Here is a 16,882-nt window from a genome sequence, read left to right as displayed (position 1 = left end):
CTCCCTGGACTGCGGGTTGATGTGGCCACTCCCAGCATGTTGTCACTCCGTCTTGAGCGCCTCGATCGGGCTGAGCTTGGACGCCTTGTGCGCGGGATAAAAACCGAAGATAAGGCCGGTCGCGATCGAGAAGGCGAGGGCAAGGCCGATCGCCTGCCCGTCGATCGAGGTGACCCATCCTGCCATGCGGGCGACCGTCATCGAGAGCGTGACGCCGCCGGCGACGCCGATGGCTCCGCCGAGCAGGCAGAGCACGAGCGCCTCGCAGAGGAACTGCAGACGGATGTCGCGCATCCGCCCGCCCAGCGCGCGGCGGATGCCGATCTCCCGCGTGCGCTCGGTGACGGACACGATCATGACATTCATGATGCTGATACCGCCGACGAGCAGCGAGACCGAGGCGATGGCGACGAGCAGGAGCGCGACGGTGCGGATCGCACCCTGCTGCGCTTCCATGGCGGCGGCCGGATCCTGGACCTTGAAATCGTCTTCCTGGCCGGCGGGGACACGGTGGCGCTGCCGCAGCAGGTTCTCGATCTCCGATCGCGCCCCCGCCATCTGTCCGTCGCCGGCCACCTTGGCGATGATGTAGGCGACCGAATCCCGGTTGATGTTGCTGGCACTGCCGAGAAAACGCAGCTTGGCGGTGGCGAGCGGCACGAAGGCGACGTCGTCCTGCGCGGGTCCCTTGCGATCGAGAACGCCGACCACCTCTAACGGGACCTTCATGATCCGGATCTGCGCACCGATGGGGTCGTCGCCGGGAGCGAACAGCTCGCGTGCGACCGTGCTGCCGAGGATCACGACTTTGCCTGCTCCGGCCTCCTCGGTGCCGGAAAAATAGCGGCCGGTCGCGAGCTGCCAGTCGCGCACCATGAAGTGCCCCGTCGTCGTGCCGTTGATCGTCGTATTCCAGTTCTTGCCCTCGTGGATGACTTGCGCCGTTCCGGCAATCGAGCCGGCCGCGGCCTGGACTTCCGGAATCTGCTCGAGGATGGCCTGCACGTCACTCTCCGTCATCGTCAGCTTGCTGCCGTCCTTGAGGCGCACGCCGCCCTGGTAGACCGCGCCGGGGGTGATCATCAGCACGTTGGCGCCGATCGAGCGGATCTGTTCCTGCAGACGCAGCTGCGCGCCGGAACCGATCGCAAACACCGTCACGATGGAGGCGACGCCGATCACGATGCCGAGCATGGTCAGGAAGCTGCGCAGCGGATTGAGCCTGAGTGCGTGCAGGGCGATCTGGAATCCCTGGAGCATCGTCATGGCGCAGCGCTCCGTTTCGGCAGGGCCGGCGCCGGCGTCTCGTCAGCGACGAGCTCGCCGTCATGCAGGTGGATCGTGCGGCGGCACTGCGCCGCGATGCCGGGATCATGCGTGATCATCACGATGGTCTGGCCGGTCCGGTTGAGCGCGGCGAACAGCGCCAGGATCTCGGCGCCGGTGCGGCTGTCGAGCGCGCCGGTCGGCTCGTCGGCAAGCACGATCAGCGGGGAGGCGATCAGGGCGCGCGCGATCGCGATGCGCTGCTGCTCGCCGCCGGAGAGCTGCCGCGGAAAATGATGGGCCCGGTGCAGCATGCCGACGGCCTGAAGGCTCGCTTCCGCGCGCGCCAGGCGTTCCCTGCGGCCGACGCCGCAATAGACCAGCGGCAGCGCGACGTTCTCGATCGCATCGTGACGCGCGAGCAGATTGTAGGACTGGAACACGAAGCCGATGCTGCGGGCGCGCAAGGACGACCGGCGATCCTCCGAGAGATCGGCGACATCGGCCCCTTCGAGATAGACCGCCCCCTCGCTCGGCAGGTCGAGCAGCCCGATCATGTTCATCAGCGTCGACTTGCCGGAGCCGGACGGACCCATCACGGCGACGATCTCGCCTTGCGCGATGTCGAAGCTGACATTGCGGACGGCGGTGACCGCCACGCCGTCGGTGCGATAGGTCCTGCCGACCGACTGGAGGCTGATGAGCGGCGGGGAGGCGGTCATGATCCGAACCTGATTCCGAGAAATTCCATGCCCGCGGGACGGATGGCCTGGCCGACGGCAACCTGGCTGCCCTCGTCGAGATCTCCGCTCTTGAGGGCGACTTGTTCGGTGCCGGCCACGCCGACCGTCACCGCGATGCGCTGGAGCGAGCCGCTTGCGGTGCGCACCCACACCCCGCTGCGTGCAGCTGGATCCTGCCGCGTGCCGGAGGGTTGGAAGCGCAGTGCGGCGAGCGGCACTTTCAGAACGTCGTCCTGCCGCTCGATCACGATCTTCACCAGGGCCGTCATTCCCGGCAGCAGCGCGCCGTCGAGATTGGAGGTTGCCAGGACCACGGTGTAGGTGACGACGTGCTGCTGGGTCTGCGGCGCCTTGCGCACCTGCCGCACCACTGCCTCGAAGCGGCGGTCGGGGTAGGCATCCACGGTGAAATGCGCGCGCTGGCCGGGCGCAATGCGGCCGATATCGGCTTCGTCGACCTGCGCATGAATCTCCATGTCCTCGAGGCGGTGGGCGACCACGAAGGTGGTGCGCGATTCCAGCCCGACCGCGAGCGTCTGGCCCTCGTTGACGAACCTGCCGACGACGACGCCGTCGATCGGCGAGCGGATCACGGTGCGGTCGAGATCGGCCTGGGCCGCGGCGAGAACGGCCGCTTTCTCCGGCACTGCCATGCGCGCCTGTTGCAGCTCCGCCTCGATCCGGCGGACGTCGGCCTGTGCCCCCTCAACCGAATAGGAGTTGAGGGACATCAGGACCTCGGCCTCGCGCTCCTGGGCGAGGCGTGCGGTGAACTCGGTCTGCGCATCGTCGACCGCCGTGGTCGCCACCACGTTTTGCGATTGCAGCGCCAGTTTCCGTTGCAAGGTCTTCTGCGCCGAGGACTTCACCGCCTGCGCGCTTTCGAGCTTGGCGACGAGCACGTCCCGGCTGCCCCTCGCATTTTGCAGATCGATCCGGGCGCGATCGAACTTGGCTCTGGCGATGTCGACCAGCGAATTGGAGACGGCAAGGGCGGCCCTGGCTTCGTCGACCTTGGCCGCAAAGCTGCGCGGATCGATCAAGGCGAGCGGCTGATCCTTGCTGACGGTGTCGTTGAAATCGACATAGACCCGGGCGAGCTGCCCGGACAGCTGGGAACCGACCTCGATCGTCTTCACCGGCTGCAGGGCACCAGTGACCGTGACGGTCTGCTCGATGCTGCCGCGCTGAATCGAGGCGTAGCGGAACACGGGCGACTCGGACCCGAATGTCGGAGCTTCGCGTCCGGCGGGCACGAGCAGGCGCCTGGTCGATTCCAAGGCGTGCGCCGCCGTGTCTGCCGCGCTCCCGGCGCCGGCGATGGCGGCTGGCCCTGCGGCGTAGATCGCAGCGAGGCCGCATGCAGTTCCGAGCAAGGCAATTGCTGGCACAAATCGCATATCAAAACCCGCCTGGTTGAAATGGCTTCGTTGCGGGAAAAAATGGCAAGCTCGCTATGGTTGTAAATTATCTAAGGTAGTATCGATCGTCAGTATGTCGTTCTCGTCGGGGCGACGGTCGGGCGCGCAACATGATCCAGAAGTAAAGTCCGCGGGTGCGACGTTTCGTGATTTGCCGGAAATGCATACCCGTCGTATCGATAAGATGCGCGCGGTATCGAACTCGATAAGCTGACTGAACGTCCCGTATGATCCGGCCAAAGTGCCGGTGGCGGGCGTTCAAGCCGGCACATGGGTAGCAATGCCATGACGCAGTTGGCGACGCTGCGGCCACGATACCGGATCGTCATATTCGCGATAGCGCGCCTCGCCGTGATGCCGCCTGTGGCGCGGCGAGATCCCTGCAATCAAGAAGCCCGAAGTGTGAACGCCTTCACTCGCTTCCGGCGTGCATTGGCCCTAAGACGTCGAACCGGTGGACGGACGCTGATTGTTCGATCCCCGCAGATTCATCCAAGCACCTTGTTAGCTTGCAAGAAGAATGGACGGCTCGTTGCTCGCCCATCGAGTCACAAGCCGGGGAGTTTGCTGCAATGAATTCAGGTCAAGCCACCGTTTATGTCGTTGACGACGAGATTCAGATTCGAACCGCGATCGGAAATCTCTGCGAGGAGACCGGACACCAGGTAAAATTGTTCGCCTCGACGGAAGAGTTTCTCGCGGAGAGTATTTCGCCCGGGCCGTCGTGCCTCGTGCTCGACGTCCGCTTTCCCGGGACGTCACCGACCGGCCTCGAGCTTCAGCGACGACTCGCCGAGACGGGCGTGCCCATTCCGATCGTCTTCATCAGCGGCCATTCCGACGTCCGCGTCTCGGTCGAGGCCATGAAGCGCGGCGCGGTCGAGTTTCTGCCAAAACCGTTTCGCGAGCAGGAGATCCTCGATGCGATCAGGCACGGCATCGAGCGCGACCGCAGGCGGCTGGAACGCGAGGATGTGGTGCGTGAAGCCCGCCAGCGCGTCGAGACGCTGACGGCGAGAGAGCGCGAGATCATGCTGCTGATGGCCGAAGGGCTGATTGCCAAGCAGATCGCGGCCAGGCTCGGCGTGAGCGAAGTGACGGCGAAGGTCCATCGCGCCAGGATGATGCGAAAGCTGGAGCTGCGCACGCCGATCGAAGTGGTGCGGCTGATCGACAGCATGGGGCGCGAAGCCGAGACGATTCGCGCCGGCACGGGATAGCAGCTATTTCGGCGCTTCGACGTGCCGACATCTCGCGCAATGTCTAGTCCGTACCGATTAGCATGAACTGCAGTCTGTCGCGCTGGCCACGATCGGTTCACAGTATCCCTACGATGTCGGCCTCCTCCAAGACGGCATCCAAATTCAGTCAGACAACTTGGCCAGAAAGGGATACTCCATGCGTAAATTGTTTTTTGCTTCCGTTGCATTGTTCGCCCTGTCCTCCGCGGCACAGGCCGCCAACACCTCGACCACGGTGCAAGTCGGCGTCGTGAACGGCTCGTCCGTCACGCAGAACGGCCTCACCAATGACAGCTCGACGACCAGCCAGCTCGGCATCGTGAACACTGCGTCCACGATGCAGGGGACCGGCGCTGCCTCGCTCAACAACGGCAGCACGGTGAACCAGGTCGGCGTGCAGAACTCGGCGACCACCGGCCAGGTGGCGTTCGGCAACAACACCAGCGCGATCACCCAGAACTCGTTCGGGCCCCCCGCGCTGCAGAACAACTCCGCCGGCGTCGGCCAGCTCAGCGTGTTCGGCGTCAACGGCAGCACCGTCTCGCAGACGGCGCACTGACACACAGCCCCGTTTGGCCGGACGCAGCCAGTTGCGGTTGCGTCCGCGCCATTCTCGAATGCACCGCAATCCGGCCGGCCGATCAATTGCGATGGCCCGCCCATTGTCGCGGAGGAAATGACATGCGGATCACCTATTTCATTGCAACTTTCGTGGCGCTCGGTGCGCTGACGGCCGCCGACGCAAACGCCGGCAATACCGCCAGCGTGCTGCAGTTCGGCACGACCAACACTTCGTTCATTTCGCAGAGCGGCGGCACCAACAACAACGCGACCACGATGCAGTTCGGCGCCACCAATACGGCGACCACCCTGCAGACGGGCTCGCTCCTGACCGTCAACAATTCGGTGATCGGGCAGGGCGGCACGACCGCGACGGCATCCAACACCGCGCTGGCCGGCCAGGTCGGCGGCTCCAATTCGAGCCTGATCGGCCAGATCGGTGCGAACAACACGGCCGGAGTTGGTCAGCTCGGAATCCTGAACGGCTCGACGATCATCCAGCAGGCTCCGTGAGCCGACCCGAAGCGACGAGGCATGTCATGAAACATCATTTGGGACGCGCGGGCGCCGTCTTGCTCGCCCTGTGCTCGGCGGGCACCGGATCAGCCGGTGCCCAGACCGCCGACGTCAAGACCATCGTCTCTGTCGGCGGGCCGCCGGTGGTGCTGAACCAGAACAGTCAGCTCAACATGGCGGGCGTGTTCATGATCGGCGGCAGCACCAGCGCGACAGTGACGCAGACCGGCACCAACAATGCCACGGGCGTCCTGCAATTCGGCGGAACGAATTCCGCATCGATCGGGCAGGCCGGAACGAACAATCTTGCCTTCGTCGGTCAGACCGGCCAGTCGGCGACGAGCCTGATATCGCAGCTCGGCACGATGAATGCGGGCACGGTGGCGCAATTCGGCACGATCAACGCCTCGACGATCGTCCAGACCGGCCCGTAAGGCGCGAGCGAACGCGCCGGTGCCAGGAACGAACGGGGAAGCGCGATGCGATGCGGACAGATCTTGAGGCACGTGTTGGCGCTGGCGGCGATGCTCGCCGCCATCGGCACGGCGACGCAGGCGAGCGCCGGGTCGGTCCAGCGCAGCGTGACCAACCGGAACGTGAGCATCGAAACGGTCGTGCAGTTCGGCAACGATGTTCAGCCCGTGACGATCGAAGAGAACAGCCGCATCAATATCGCGCGGGTGATCCAGATCGGCGGCACCGGGACGGTGGATGCGACCATCATCCAGAACGGCACGCGCAACTATGCCAATGTGATCCAGGTGGGCGGCACCACCAATGCGATCATCGGTCAATCCGGTGCGAGCAACACCGCCGAGATCACCCAGATCGGCAATTCCACCAACGCGCTCCTGCTCCAGATCGGAGACATGAATACGGGAGCGGTAAGGCAGTTCGGGCGTTTCAACTGGCTGGCGATCTTTCAGTTCAGCCGATGATGGAGGTGTGACATGAGATTGCTCCTGCTCGCATCCGGAATAGGACTCATGAGCGTGATCGCGATGGCGCCGGCCGGCGCTGCCGACGGTCACACCACAGTGGTCCAGGACGAGAACGGCACCTCGGTGATCACGCAGAGCGGCGATCCCGCTCAGGCCGACGTCAAGATCGAGAAGGAGCCGGGGCGCACGACGGTGTACCGGCGCAGCGGCGGTAACACCGCGATCGTGACACAGGGCACCGGCAACGCGCAGGAAAACATACAGGACATGCTCGATTGGCTGCGCAAGCAGCAGGGCCGCTGACGCACGAAGGCCCACCGTCCGCGAAAGAACGGCGGGCCTCGCCGTGAGTGTGGACCTTACCAGCGATAGCCGCCGGTCAACGTGCCGTTGTTGTTGCCGTCAGGGCCGACGTCGCCCTGTGTCGAGCTCGGGGTCGGATGGTTGGTGCCGTTGAGCGCACCATAGGGCCCCCCGACATCAGGATAATACGCGCGCGGCTGGACCGGTTCGTAGGCGGGGGCCGTGCGGTCCCAACCCATGCGCGATCCGTTCCAATCGTAGCCCTGCGCCGAGGCAGCCGCAGTGCCGGCGACGAGTGATGCCGTGATCAGGCAGAGGAGTTTTGACTTGTTCTGCATTGGAGATGCTCCTTGCTTGTGTCGGGGGCCAACGGTTGCACTGCGGGAGCGTTCCGGGACGCGTTCGGTGGAAGCGATCAACTCCGATCAACTGGTTATGAAGCGCGGGCCGCGGAACGAAGTGCCTGAAATCAACCGGGAATCCCGGGCGTCTTGCCGCACCTGTTCCCCGGTTAATCCCGTGTCTTAACCAATAATTAATTATACGTTTGCGGGCGGGCGACGGGCGGGCCTAGCGTAGCTGCGGGGAGCTATCGCTTAAGCCAAACGAGTTGGTGCGTATCATGATGTCCAGATCCCATGGCAGATCACTTGGGGCGCTATTCGCCTCGCTTAGCGCAGCCGCGCTGCTCCTTAGCCCCAGCGACAGTTTTGCCAGACCCGGCGGCGCCGCGCCGCATGGGGTGACCGCTGCGCCTTCCGGCGCGATGGCGCGTGCCCCGATGGGGCCGGGAGCCCGGTTCCACCGGCGCAATAACCCGTTCGTCTATTGGCCGGGCGGCGGCGGGTTCTTCTACGACGGCGCCGGCTACAGCCAGCCCTTCGGCGACGCCGGGCAGCCGGTCTCCACCGACGTGCGCTACACCTACACCTATGATGTCCCCTGGGACTGGTCGCATCGCTTCCCGCCGAACGTCGTGCCGTCCGACCGGCCCTATGTGCCGAGCTGCCCGACCGAGCAGGTGACGGTGCCCGGCCGCGGCGGCAGCGAGCACACCGTCAACATCACGCGCTGCTACTGAACGTCGTAGTCCGTCCAGCCAGGGCGTGTACTCATGCTTGGCGAGGACCAGCGCATCGATGTCTGCTCGAGCCTCGACAGCGGCGGAGTGGCGGACATCCATCAAGTGCAGCTAGGGGCCAAATCCAGATACAAGCTCCGCTTGGCCCCCCTCCCACTAATTCAGTGTGAATAGACCAAGCGCCGCGCGAACATCGCGCAAAGTAGCATCAGTTATCTCCCTCGCCCGCGCAGTGCCCTGCTTAACTACTTGCAGCACATAGCAGGGATCGCGAGCGAGTGCGCGGCGACGGTCTCGGATTGGCGCGATAAGCGCCTGCAGAACGTCATCCAGTCGTTTCTTGACAATGCTGTCCCCCAAGCCGCCGCGGATATAGCGTGCCTTCAAATCCTCAACCGTCATGTGATCTTCGTCGAACGCATCCAGATACGTAAAGACGACGTTGCCTTCGACGCAACCCGGATCGGACGCCTTAAGATGGTTTGGATCAGTGAACATACGCCTGACAGCCTCCCGTATTTCCTCGGCCGTCGCTGATAGCCGAATGGTATTGCCCTGCGACTTGCTCATTTTGGCTTTGCCGTCGATACCGGGAAGACGCCCGACGTAAGGAATAAGCGCATGGGCTTCTGGCAACACGTCAACTCTAGCTTGACGATTGATGCGACGAATAACTTCATTGGTTTGCTCGACCAATGGAGCTTGATCTTCTCCAACCGGGACAATCGTCGCTTTGAAGCCGGTAATGTCTGCGGCTTGGGCGACGGGATAGCAGAGAAAGCCTGCAGGAATATCCCTGCCGAAACCTCGCGCCTGAATTTCGTCCTTGATGGTTGGGTTGCGCTCAAGCCGCGCCACCGTGACATAGTTCATGTACAGCAGGGTCAAATCGGCCAATGCCGGAAGATGCGATTGAAGGCAGATCGTGCTCTGGTTCGGGTCGATGCCAACGGCGAGGTAGTCTGTCGCAATCTCAATGACATTGTCACGCACCCGACCGGGATTGTGCGCGTTGTCGGTGAGTGCCTGGGTGTCGGCCAGCAGCAGGTACTGCCGGTGCGTTGTCTGCAGGGCGACGCGGTTCTTCAACGAACCGACGTAGTGCCCTAGGTGCAACGGTCCGGTTGTTCTGTCGCCGGTCAGGATAACAGGGAGGGTGGCTGACGAATCTTGCATCGCGGTTCTCCAAATTAGGAGCCGCCATTCAATCGGACTTTTGATGAAGCAACCTCGCAAGCCGATGAACGGCGGCGACGGTTGAGTGAATGACAAAGCCGTGCCGCTCCTAAGTGGAGCGCCACCACAAGTTCGCGAGCGCGATCACGACGACAGTCATGCGGCCGATATTGACGAAACTTCAGAGGAAAGCAAGCCGGTTTGATGTCTCAAATGGGTCAAAACCAGTAAAGCTCAAGCCGAGCAGATGCTTTCCGCTTGGCCGTCAGCAGCCGACGTTGCCTCTATGAGTACATGCGCTAGCCCAGCTCGAAGCTGGTCACGCCAAAGACGCGGTCGATGCGCAGCGGCGGGATCGCTCCCGTGTACATCCGCGCCGTCTCGAACACCGGCTTGAGCCCGAGTGCTTCCGCAAGCGCGATCGCCTCGCGATTGACGGCGGGGACGTCGAGGAAGATTTCGCCGACATCGGCGCTCGCAAGCAAAGCCTGCACGATCGCCTCCGCCGCCGCGCGATCGTCGGCGACCAGCGGGCCGATCTTGCAGCCGGTCCGGCAGGGCCGGATCACGCCCCATGCGGCGAGCTTGCCGTCGCGCACGAGGGCGCGGCCGACATGGCCTGATGTATCGATCCAGGCGCGCAGGAAGGCGCTGCGCCGGGCCGGGAAGACGGTGGCATCGTCCGCTTCCACGAGCGCAAAAGGAATCGTGTCGAGCGCAACGACCTCAGTGGGCGGCCTCGAGCGCGCGGCGACGATGCCGCCATAGCGGATATTGGCGTAGCCCAGCTGGAAACCGGACTTCCTGTAATTGTCCTGCTGCGCCACGACGCCGTCGAGCCCGATCACGCGCGCGCCCGCATGCGCGATCGCCGCATTCCAGATGCGCAGGCCATGGCCCGCGCCGCGAAAGCTATCGCGCACGATGTAGAAGCCGAGGAAGGCGAAGCGATCATCGTAATTGACGCAGGAGACGGTCGCCACCGGCTCGCCATCGATCTCGCCGACGAAGAAACCTTGCGCGTCGGGAACCGCAAAGCAGGCGGCATCGCGATGGCCCGGATTCCAGCCCTCGGCCGCGGCCCAGTCGATGGCAAGGGAGATCTCCTCGGGGCGCAGATTGCGGATCAGCAAATCACTTCTCGGGTTGCTCATGACGGATGCCTTCGACCATGGACCTGCCGACAGGTCTGGCTGTAGAAGGCCTCATGATAGGCCGAGCCTGCGGCTCGCCTCAACTGAAGGGATGATCGGTCATGGCAGCAGAGAAGGTTGCGCTCGTTACCGCCGGCGGCAGCGGCATGGGGGCAGGGGCTGCGCGGCGGCTGGCGGCGGACGGGTTTCGCGTCGCGATCCTGTCGTCCTCCGGCAAGGGCGAGGCGCTGGCGGCCGAGCTCGGCGGGCTCGGCGTCACCGGCTCCAACAAGGAGAATGACGATCTGAAGCGCCTCGTTGACGGCGCCATGACGAAGTGGGGACGCATCGACGTGCTCGTCAACAGCGCCGGGCACGGGCCGCGGGCGCCGATCACGGAGATTACCGACGATCAGTGGCACACCGGCCTCGACACGTATCTCTTGAACGTGATCCGCCCGACGCGGCTGGTGACGCCGATCATGCAGGCGCAGAAGGGTGGCGCCATCATCAACATCTCGACCGCCTGGGCCTTCGAGCCCAGCGCCATGTTCCCGACCTCGGCGGTGTTCCGCGCGGGCCTTGCCGCCTTCACCAAGATCTTCACCGATACCCATGCGGCCGACAACATCCGCATGAACAATGTCCTGCCGGGCTGGATCGACAGCCTGCCGCAGCTGGATGCGCGCCGCGACAGCGTGCCGATGAAGCGCTACGGCAAGGTCGAGGAGATCGCCGCGACGGTCTCGTTCCTGGCCTCCGACGGCGCGGCCTACATCACCGGCCAGAACATCCGCGTCGATGGCGGGCTGACGCGCTCGGTCTGAAGCGCACGGTCTCGAATCGCGCCTTTGGCGGTCTTGTCGTGACGCGACACGGGCGGTGCGTCGCGCGCCGCTGATGATGGATGAGGCGTGGCTCCTCGGTCACACTCGTCATCTGTTCGCACGATCTGAGGCGCACACTACGTCACAGTCCTTGCGAACTGCGCCGCAGCCCAAGACGAGCAGCGGCGCCCGCCCTATGCCCTAACTGCGCCGGTTGGCTTTTACCTGCGCGCATTCGAAACGCGAGGTCAATCGCGTGGGGCAAGGAGACTGGAATGAACAAGTTTTTGCTGGCGGCTGCCTCGGTTGTCTCGGTCATCCTGGGCACCGCATCCGTTCAGGCGGCCGATCTCGCGGCGCATTACACCAAGGCGCCGGTGATGGCGCCAGTCTATAACTGGACCGGCTTCTACGTCGGCGGCAATGTCGGCGGGCAGTGGGGCAGCGCGAACCCCGCCACCACCACGCTGTTTCCGGTGGCCGCCTATTTCGCGGATTCGAGCGTGACCGCCATCGGGACGGTCGGCGCCCAACACATCAACAGCTCCGGTGTGACCGGCGGCTTCACCGCCGGCTATAACTGGCAGGTCAACAACGCCGTGCTCGGCCTCGAGGGTGACATCAACTATTTCGGCTTCAAGGGCAGCGCGAGCAGCACGGCCGTGTATCCCTGCTGCGCGCCGACCACCTTCACCGTCAATTCGTCGGTCTCGGCCGATTGGCTCGCCACCATTCGCGGCCGCATTGGCTTCCTCGCGACGCCGAGCTGGCTGATTTACGCCACCGGCGGCGCCGCCATCGCCGAGGTGAGGGGCAATTTCAGCTTCACCGACACCTTTGCTGGCGCGACCGAGTCCGGAGCGATCCGCGACACCCGCGTCGGCTGGACAGCAGGCGTCGGCGGCGAATACGCCGTGGGCAACGGCTGGTCGCTGAAGGCCGAATATCTTTACGTCGATCTCGGCCGCAGCAGCATGACCAGCAACAATTTCAACGTCGGTGTGGCGTTGCCGGCCCAGACCTTCACCCATTCGGTGGATCTCAAGTCCAACATCGTGCGCGTCGGCGTGAACTACAAGTTCGGCGGACCGGTCGTCGCCAGATACTGAGCATCCCGTTCCGATCCTGGCGTGGAAAGCCCCGGCCTGGCCGGGGCTTTCTGTTTTAAAGCTCAGCCTGCGTGCGATGGCAGCAGATGCGCCAGCGCGGGCAGGATCTTGTAGCGCGCGATCTCGTGCGGATATTCGCCGCGGTTGGCGAGCAGGACGATGGCGATCCGCCGCGCCGGCACGAGCCCGATATAGCCGGACGCATTGTTGAGGCCGCCGGGCTTGTCGATGACGGTGACGCCCGGCAGACGCACGGTCTCCCAGGCCATGCCCTGTCCGAACTTGTCGTCGATGCGGAAGACTTCACGCTGCGTCATCCGCAGCGCCTCGCGCAATTGTGGATCGATCGACCGGCCGTCGACGCAGGCTGCCGCGAAGGTGGCAAGATCCCGGGCGGAAGAGAACATCTGGCCGGTGCCGGGAAAATCAAAATAGCTCTGCTGGTCGCCGATTGGGCCGATCGCCGTGCCCTGGTCGGAATAGCCCTGGACCACGCGCCGCATCCAGGCCCCGTCCATGACGGCGCGACTGTCCGCGCCGCGCTCGGGGATGAAGCTGGCGTCCATGGCGAGGGGGCGGAGAATGCGGTGCTGGATCAACGCGCCGATCGGCGTGCCGTAGCAGCGCTCGAGCACGAGCTGAAGCAGCACGTAGCCGGCATGGGTGTAGATGCGCTGTCGGCCGGGTGCGACGCCGGGCGCCGGCGCGAAGGCGTTCAGCATGGCGATGAACTGCTCGCGCGTGAACTGATCGTTCGGCCAGGGCGGATGGTCGGTCGGCAGCAACAGCCCCGAGGTGTGCGTGACGAGATCGCCGACGCTGACGCGGCGGATGTAATCGCCGTCGAGCTCGGGAAGATATTTAGGGACGCGGTCATCGAGCCGCAGCTCGCCGCGGAGCGTGCCGAGTGCGACCAGCGTCGCCTCGAACGGCTTTCTTAAAGACGCGAGGTTGAACAGCGTGTCCGGCGTCACCTTCCGCTTGGTGGCGTCATCGGCAAGACCGTAGTCGAAGAATTCGACATGCCGTCCGGCATAGAGGGCGGCGGCGAGGCCGCCCGCATGGCCCGGCGCTACGGTCGGCGCCAGCTCGTTTGCGACGATGTCGCGCATCTGCGCGATCATGTCGGAATCCGCGGAGGCGCGGCGCGGGGAAAGCGCGATCGCGAGGGGAACAAGCGCGGCCCGGGCGAGCGCCCGCCTGGTGAACGATGATGATGTGACAAAAGGCGGCACGTGCCCTGACGAACGATGCAATGGTGCCCCCGGTCTCATTTAGCGGGAAGCGCCCGGCGGCCCAATTCACAATTGCGCGTTTCAGGTTCCGTTGCGCGGCCTGCGATCAAATTACTTAGCTTGTGGGCTAACAATTGTTGACGCCGATGCACGGGTCGCCTATAGTTAGCTTCATGGCTAACCAATCGCCCCGCCTCGACCAGGTTTTCGCAGCGCTCGCCGATCCCACCAGACGGGCGATCGTGATGCGGCTGTGCGCCGGTGAGGCCTCCGTCGGGGAGCTCGCCGATCCTTTCGCCATGGCGCTGCCGAGCTTCATGAAACACATCCATGTGCTGGAGACGAGCGGGCTCGTGCTGTCGGAGAAATCCGGCCGCGTGCGCACTTGCCGTCTCAGCCCGGATGCGCTGCTCGGTGCGGAGGACTGGTTCCAGCAGCAGCGCGCAATCTGGGAGGCTCGGCTCGACCGGTTCGAAGCCTACGTGATGAAGCTCAAGAAAGAGAAGGAGCGGGCGGCTGCCAAGCGGCCGTCCCGAACAACCAAACGGAAAGGTTCTGAGTGATGACGAATTCTGCCAATCCCGCTCTGTCGCAATGGTCGCTCGACCGTGAGATCGTGATGTCGCGCGTGATCGACGCGCCGCGCGATCTGGTGTTCGAGGCGTGGTCCGACCCGAAGCATCTGCCGCAATGGTTCGGGCCGAAGGGATTCAAGGTCGAGACCTTCGAGATCGACGTACGCGTCGGCGGCGTCTGGCGCTTCAACATGATCGGCCCCGACGGCACGGTCTATCCGAACCGCATGCGCTTCCGCCGCATCGAGCGGCCGCAGCTGATGGAGATGGACCACGGCGTCGACCAGGACGAGGATCCCGGCATGTTCCGCTTCACCGTCACCTTTGCCGAGCAGAGCAATGGCAAGACCGTGCTGATGATGCGCCAGCTGGCCTCGAGCAGCGCGCAGCGCGATGGCATGATCGGCTTCGGCGCCGTCGAATACGGCTACCAGACTCTCGACAAGCTCGCGGCCTATGTGGCGGGCATGAAGCGGTGAAGACAAAGCGGTCCCGGCGAAGGATTCGCGGGGACCGCTTTCGTACATCTCGAAGGATCGGTTTCCGAAGAGGGCGATCAACGAGGCGACTGAAGCGCGATGAGATCAGGATAAATCGCCATCGCGCTCTATTTATCGTTTGAGCATGGTCTCTTCGAAAAACCGCCGCACACTTTTCCGGATCATGCGCTAGCGCCGCGGTGCGGTGCCGCTCGTCGGTGGGGTGTTCTCGTTGCGCATGCCTGGAGCGCTGGACGCGCCCTGTCCGCCGCGTTGCGTATGGGTGGTGTCACCACTGCCGCCGCCGGAACCGTGTCCAGCGCTTCCGCTTCCTCCGGCAGCGCCGCTACCGCCTGCACCAGCACCTGCGCCCGCACCACCGGCCCCCGCGCCACCGGCTCCCGCACCGGCACCAGCTCCGCCGCCTGCGCCGCCACCAGCACCTTGAGCGAATGCTGCGCCGACGGAAGCGCCGGCGAGCATTGCAGCTGTGAAGATCGTCAGCATTGTCTTACGCATGTTGTGTCTCCCTGAGGTTCATGCCGGACCAATCACGCGCGCGGCCAACCGTTCCTGCGCGAGGCGTTGCGGGTGCATCGAACTGGAGGCCTGCGACCCAGCGTCGAAACGTGTCTGCCAGCGGAAGTGCATTTCGTTCCGGGGACCGGAACACCATCGGGGACTCAATGCAGCCCATGATTGGGGGACGTCGGAAGGGACCACAGGAACGATCGCTGCCCTGCGGCTTTGCCGGTGATGACGCACATTATCTTCAGCGACTACCGCAACCCCGCCGCCGAGCAGGCCTATGAGATCGCCTGGAACTTTCTCACGCGGACGGGCGCCATCGGCGATGAGTTCGCGGCCTGCGTGTTTCTGGCGCAGCGCATCACCATGATGGTCGAGGAGGGGCACACGAACCGGATCCGGATGGCCAATCGCGCGATCTCCGAATATCAGCGCCATGTCGATCAACGCGACGATGTCATCCGCAGCGGCGGGCGGCTCGCGGGAGGACAATGAGCGCCGCCACCGCGTCTCTCACAACCTCACTCTTTCGCTTCGTCCGTCACGATGTCGCCGAGCTTCTGCCAGCGCTGGCCATCGAACTGCACCATCTGGAACTGCTTGTTGACGCGATAGTCGGTCGGCGTGGTCGTGACCGAGATCCCCGGCAGCGTCAGGTCGAGCTCGACGTTCTTGAGGCTGGCGGCCTGCCGCATCACGTTGTCGCGAGTGAGGTCGTCGCCGCATTGTTTCAGCACCTGAACCAGCAGCTGCGCGGTGATGTACCCATAGACGTTCAGGTTCGAATCCTTGTCGCCGTCGGGATAGTATTTTGCCATGAAGGCGAGGTAGCGCTTCATGCCGGGATCGTCCTTCCATTCGGGATCGGCGGCATCCTTGACGTAACCGACGCTGACGACACCCTTGGAATTGTCCAGCCCCGCCGGCTTCAGCACGGCGCTGAGCGAGGAGGCGTTGATGTCGATGATGTGCAGCGGCTTCCAGCCGATCTCGGCGACCTTCTTGATCGCCTGTGCCGCCTGTTTCGGCGTGGTGGCGCTGAACAGCACGTCGGCGCCGGCATCCTTCAGCCGCAGGATCTGCGAGTCGATCGTCGGCTCGGTGATCTCGTAGGACGTCTCGGCCACGATCATCTTCGCCTTGTCGCCGAGACCGGCCTTGAGGCCGGCGAGATAATCCTTGCCGAGGTCGTCGTTCTGGTAGAGCACGCCGATCTTCGCGTTCGGGTGGTTCTTCAGCAAATATTGCGCGTAGATGCGGCCCTCAACCAGGTAGGAGGGATTGAATCCCATGGTCCAGGGAAAGTTCTTGGGATCGGTGAAGCGCGCGGCGCCGGTCGCGGCAAACAGCTGAGGGATTTTCTTGGCGTTGAGATATTTCTGCACGGCGACGTTCGGCGCGGTGCCGATGATCTGGAACGTCAGCAGCACCTCGTCGCTTTCGACCAGCCTGCGGGTCTGCTCCACGGTCTTCGGCGGCGAATAGGCATCGTCATACTGGATCAGCTCGACCTTGCGGCCGTTCACGCCGCCCTGGTCGTTGATCATCTTCATATAGGCGGCCTGGGTCTTGCCGATCACGGCATAGGCCGAAGCCGGGCCGCTGAGCGGCACGGTCTGGCCGACCTTGATCGCCGTGTCGGACGCGCCCGAATCGTATTTCTTCTGCGCCTGCGCCGCCGCGCTCGACAGCGCGAGAAGCAGTGCGGACGCCGCGATGTGTTTGAGCAGAGTGCTTGTCATGTCCG

At 64.2% G+C, this 16,882-nt stretch carries 21 protein-coding genes; 12 read left to right on the top strand and 9 right to left on the bottom strand.

The annotated features are described in order from the left end of the window. Window positions 1-42: 42 nt before the first annotated feature. Genes GGD61_RS00520 through GGD61_RS00510 form a run of 3 tightly spaced genes read right to left on the bottom strand, consistent with a single transcriptional unit; the run spans window position 43 to window position 3,409 of the window. Complete coding sequence (locus tag GGD61_RS00520; RefSeq protein ID WP_018320679.1) at window positions 43-1,266, bottom strand: ABC transporter permease; 1,224 nt, start codon at window positions 1,264-1,266, stop codon at window positions 43-45. Next, window positions 1,263-1,988, bottom strand: a complete 726-nt coding sequence (locus tag GGD61_RS00515; RefSeq protein ID WP_092260124.1) for an ABC transporter ATP-binding protein — start codon at window positions 1,986-1,988, stop codon at window positions 1,263-1,265. Before GGD61_RS00515 ends, GGD61_RS00520 begins: the two co-directional genes overlap by 4 nt. Next, the gene (locus GGD61_RS00510; RefSeq protein ID WP_183229861.1) at window positions 1,985-3,409 is read right to left on the bottom strand and encodes an efflux RND transporter periplasmic adaptor subunit; all 1,425 of its coding nucleotides are present in this window, start codon (window positions 3,407-3,409) and stop codon (window positions 1,985-1,987) included. The genes GGD61_RS00515 and GGD61_RS00510 overlap by 4 nt, the downstream gene beginning before the upstream one ends. Before the next feature lie 593 nt (window positions 3,410-4,002). On the opposite strand from GGD61_RS00510, the gene GGD61_RS00505 reads away from it, so the two are divergent. The 6 genes from GGD61_RS00505 to GGD61_RS00480 all read left to right on the top strand — a co-directional run bounded on the left by GGD61_RS00505 (window position 4,003) and on the right by GGD61_RS00480 (window position 6,992). Then, window positions 4,003-4,650, top strand: coding sequence for a response regulator transcription factor (locus GGD61_RS00505; RefSeq protein ID WP_018320676.1), 648 nt, complete (start codon window positions 4,003-4,005; stop codon window positions 4,648-4,650). Between the two features lie 178 nt (window positions 4,651-4,828). Then, on the top strand, window positions 4,829-5,230 hold the full coding sequence (locus GGD61_RS00500; RefSeq protein WP_026202398.1) for a hypothetical protein: 402 nt from the start codon (window positions 4,829-4,831) through the stop codon (window positions 5,228-5,230). 122 nt (window positions 5,231-5,352) lie between these two features. Further along, window positions 5,353-5,745: a curlin gene (locus GGD61_RS00495; protein WP_092260120.1), complete on the top strand. Its 393-nt coding sequence runs from the start codon at window positions 5,353-5,355 to the stop codon at window positions 5,743-5,745. A gap of 26 nt (window positions 5,746-5,771) precedes the next feature. Then, window positions 5,772-6,182: a curlin gene (locus GGD61_RS00490; protein ID WP_092260118.1), complete on the top strand. Its 411-nt coding sequence runs from the start codon at window positions 5,772-5,774 to the stop codon at window positions 6,180-6,182. 72 nt (window positions 6,183-6,254) lie between these two features. Continuing rightward, window positions 6,255-6,686, top strand: a complete 432-nt coding sequence (locus tag GGD61_RS00485) for a curlin (protein ID WP_244550738.1) — start codon at window positions 6,255-6,257, stop codon at window positions 6,684-6,686. A 12-nt stretch (window positions 6,687-6,698) separates the two neighbouring features. Then, window positions 6,699-6,992 carry a hypothetical protein gene (locus GGD61_RS00480; RefSeq protein ID WP_092260116.1) on the top strand — a complete coding sequence of 98 codons (294 nt, stop codon included), beginning with the start codon at window positions 6,699-6,701 and terminating at the stop codon, window positions 6,990-6,992. 56 nt (window positions 6,993-7,048) lie between these two features. On the opposite strand, the gene GGD61_RS00475 is transcribed toward GGD61_RS00480, so the two are convergent. Next, window positions 7,049-7,330, bottom strand: coding sequence for a hypothetical protein (locus GGD61_RS00475; protein ID WP_018320671.1), 282 nt, complete (start codon window positions 7,328-7,330; stop codon window positions 7,049-7,051). A gap of 284 nt (window positions 7,331-7,614) precedes the next feature. Between GGD61_RS00475 and GGD61_RS00470 the strand changes: the two genes are divergently transcribed. Further along, window positions 7,615-8,073, top strand: coding sequence for a hypothetical protein (locus tag GGD61_RS00470; protein WP_177237281.1), 459 nt, complete (start codon window positions 7,615-7,617; stop codon window positions 8,071-8,073). A 156-nt stretch (window positions 8,074-8,229) separates the two neighbouring features. On the opposite strand, the gene trpS is transcribed toward GGD61_RS00470, so the two are convergent. Both trpS and GGD61_RS00460 read right to left on the bottom strand, forming a co-directional pair. Continuing rightward, window positions 8,230-9,249 (bottom strand): tryptophan--tRNA ligase, encoded by a 1,020-nt coding sequence (gene trpS / locus GGD61_RS00465; RefSeq protein WP_092260114.1) that lies wholly within the window; start codon window positions 9,247-9,249, stop codon window positions 8,230-8,232. Window positions 9,250-9,548: 299 nt separating this feature from the next. After that, complete coding sequence (locus tag GGD61_RS00460; RefSeq protein WP_092260112.1) at window positions 9,549-10,403, bottom strand: GNAT family N-acetyltransferase; 855 nt, start codon at window positions 10,401-10,403, stop codon at window positions 9,549-9,551. Window positions 10,404-10,504: 101 nt separating this feature from the next. On the opposite strand from GGD61_RS00460, the gene GGD61_RS00455 reads away from it, so the two are divergent. Both GGD61_RS00455 and GGD61_RS00450 read left to right on the top strand, forming a co-directional pair. Continuing rightward, a complete protein-coding gene (locus GGD61_RS00455) occupies window positions 10,505-11,209 on the top strand; it encodes an SDR family oxidoreductase (RefSeq protein ID WP_092260110.1) in 705 nt (234 codons plus the stop codon). 275 nt (window positions 11,210-11,484) lie between these two features. Continuing rightward, window positions 11,485-12,318 (top strand): outer membrane protein, encoded by an 834-nt coding sequence (locus GGD61_RS00450; protein WP_183229859.1) that lies wholly within the window; start codon window positions 11,485-11,487, stop codon window positions 12,316-12,318. Between the two features lie 62 nt (window positions 12,319-12,380). Here GGD61_RS00450 and GGD61_RS00445 read toward each other — a convergent pair whose 3' ends face one another. Further along, the gene (locus GGD61_RS00445) at window positions 12,381-13,442 is read right to left on the bottom strand and encodes a serine hydrolase (RefSeq protein ID WP_177237280.1); all 1,062 of its coding nucleotides are present in this window, start codon (window positions 13,440-13,442) and stop codon (window positions 12,381-12,383) included. 284 nt (window positions 13,443-13,726) lie between these two features. Here GGD61_RS00445 and GGD61_RS00440 point away from each other — a divergent pair, with 284 nt between their 5' ends. Further along, window positions 13,727-14,116, top strand: a complete 390-nt coding sequence (locus GGD61_RS00440; RefSeq protein WP_026202395.1) for a helix-turn-helix transcriptional regulator — start codon at window positions 13,727-13,729, stop codon at window positions 14,114-14,116. After that, window positions 14,116-14,607: an SRPBCC family protein gene (locus GGD61_RS00435; protein WP_177237297.1), complete on the top strand. Its 492-nt coding sequence runs from the start codon at window positions 14,116-14,118 to the stop codon at window positions 14,605-14,607. The genes GGD61_RS00440 and GGD61_RS00435 overlap by 1 nt, the downstream gene beginning before the upstream one ends. A 189-nt stretch (window positions 14,608-14,796) precedes the next feature. Here GGD61_RS00435 and GGD61_RS00430 read toward each other — a convergent pair whose 3' ends face one another. Next, complete coding sequence (locus tag GGD61_RS00430; RefSeq protein ID WP_183229857.1) at window positions 14,797-15,126, bottom strand: hypothetical protein; 330 nt, start codon at window positions 15,124-15,126, stop codon at window positions 14,797-14,799. A 237-nt stretch (window positions 15,127-15,363) separates the two neighbouring features. Here GGD61_RS00430 and GGD61_RS00425 point away from each other — a divergent pair, with 237 nt between their 5' ends. Continuing rightward, window positions 15,364-15,630 carry a hypothetical protein gene (locus GGD61_RS00425; RefSeq protein WP_018320664.1) on the top strand — a complete coding sequence of 89 codons (267 nt, stop codon included), beginning with the start codon at window positions 15,364-15,366 and terminating at the stop codon, window positions 15,628-15,630. Window positions 15,631-15,656: 26 nt separating this feature from the next. Here GGD61_RS00425 and GGD61_RS00420 read toward each other — a convergent pair whose 3' ends face one another. Next, window positions 15,657-16,877 (bottom strand): ABC transporter substrate-binding protein, encoded by a 1,221-nt coding sequence (locus GGD61_RS00420; protein ID WP_183229855.1) that lies wholly within the window; start codon window positions 16,875-16,877, stop codon window positions 15,657-15,659. Between the last annotated feature and the right edge of the window lie 5 nt (window positions 16,878-16,882).

This window comes from Bradyrhizobium sp. SBR1B (assembly GCF_014198205.1).
Taxonomy (GTDB): domain Bacteria; phylum Pseudomonadota; class Alphaproteobacteria; order Rhizobiales; family Xanthobacteraceae; genus Bradyrhizobium.
Note: the sequence above shows the minus strand (reverse complement) of the source record. Positions and strands in the feature narration are given on the sequence as shown.

Excerpts from the sequence above, each read along its gene's own strand:
- GGD61_RS00520 (WP_018320679.1), bottom strand. The coding sequence starts at position 1,266 with ATGACGATGCTCCAGGGATTCCAGATCGCCCTGCACGCACTCAGGCTC.
- GGD61_RS00515 (WP_092260124.1), bottom strand. The coding sequence starts at position 1,988 with ATGACCGCCTCCCCGCCGCTCATCAGCCTCCAGTCGGTCGGCAGGACC.
- GGD61_RS00510 (WP_183229861.1), bottom strand. The coding sequence starts at position 3,409 with ATGCGATTTGTGCCAGCAATTGCCTTGCTCGGAACTGCATGCGGCCTC.
- GGD61_RS00505 (WP_018320676.1), top strand. The coding sequence starts at position 4,003 with ATGAATTCAGGTCAAGCCACCGTTTATGTCGTTGACGACGAGATTCAG.
- GGD61_RS00500 (WP_026202398.1), top strand. The coding sequence starts at position 4,829 with ATGCGTAAATTGTTTTTTGCTTCCGTTGCATTGTTCGCCCTGTCCTCC.
- GGD61_RS00495 (WP_092260120.1), top strand. The coding sequence starts at position 5,353 with ATGCGGATCACCTATTTCATTGCAACTTTCGTGGCGCTCGGTGCGCTG.
- GGD61_RS00490 (WP_092260118.1), top strand. The coding sequence starts at position 5,772 with ATGAAACATCATTTGGGACGCGCGGGCGCCGTCTTGCTCGCCCTGTGC.
- GGD61_RS00480 (WP_092260116.1), top strand. The coding sequence starts at position 6,699 with ATGAGATTGCTCCTGCTCGCATCCGGAATAGGACTCATGAGCGTGATC.
- GGD61_RS00475 (WP_018320671.1), bottom strand. The coding sequence starts at position 7,330 with ATGCAGAACAAGTCAAAACTCCTCTGCCTGATCACGGCATCACTCGTC.
- GGD61_RS00470 (WP_177237281.1), top strand. The coding sequence starts at position 7,615 with ATGATGTCCAGATCCCATGGCAGATCACTTGGGGCGCTATTCGCCTCG.
- trpS (WP_092260114.1), bottom strand. The coding sequence starts at position 9,249 with ATGCAAGATTCGTCAGCCACCCTCCCTGTTATCCTGACCGGCGACAGA.
- GGD61_RS00460 (WP_092260112.1), bottom strand. The coding sequence starts at position 10,403 with ATGAGCAACCCGAGAAGTGATTTGCTGATCCGCAATCTGCGCCCCGAG.
- GGD61_RS00455 (WP_092260110.1), top strand. The coding sequence starts at position 10,505 with ATGGCAGCAGAGAAGGTTGCGCTCGTTACCGCCGGCGGCAGCGGCATG.
- GGD61_RS00450 (WP_183229859.1), top strand. The coding sequence starts at position 11,485 with ATGAACAAGTTTTTGCTGGCGGCTGCCTCGGTTGTCTCGGTCATCCTG.
- GGD61_RS00445 (WP_177237280.1), bottom strand. The coding sequence starts at position 13,442 with ATGATCGCGCAGATGCGCGACATCGTCGCAAACGAGCTGGCGCCGACC.
- GGD61_RS00440 (WP_026202395.1), top strand. The coding sequence starts at position 13,727 with ATGGCTAACCAATCGCCCCGCCTCGACCAGGTTTTCGCAGCGCTCGCC.
- GGD61_RS00435 (WP_177237297.1), top strand. The coding sequence starts at position 14,116 with ATGACGAATTCTGCCAATCCCGCTCTGTCGCAATGGTCGCTCGACCGT.
- GGD61_RS00430 (WP_183229857.1), bottom strand. The coding sequence starts at position 15,126 with ATGCGTAAGACAATGCTGACGATCTTCACAGCTGCAATGCTCGCCGGC.
- GGD61_RS00425 (WP_018320664.1), top strand. The coding sequence starts at position 15,364 with ATGACGCACATTATCTTCAGCGACTACCGCAACCCCGCCGCCGAGCAG.
- GGD61_RS00420 (WP_183229855.1), bottom strand. The coding sequence starts at position 16,877 with ATGACAAGCACTCTGCTCAAACACATCGCGGCGTCCGCACTGCTTCTC.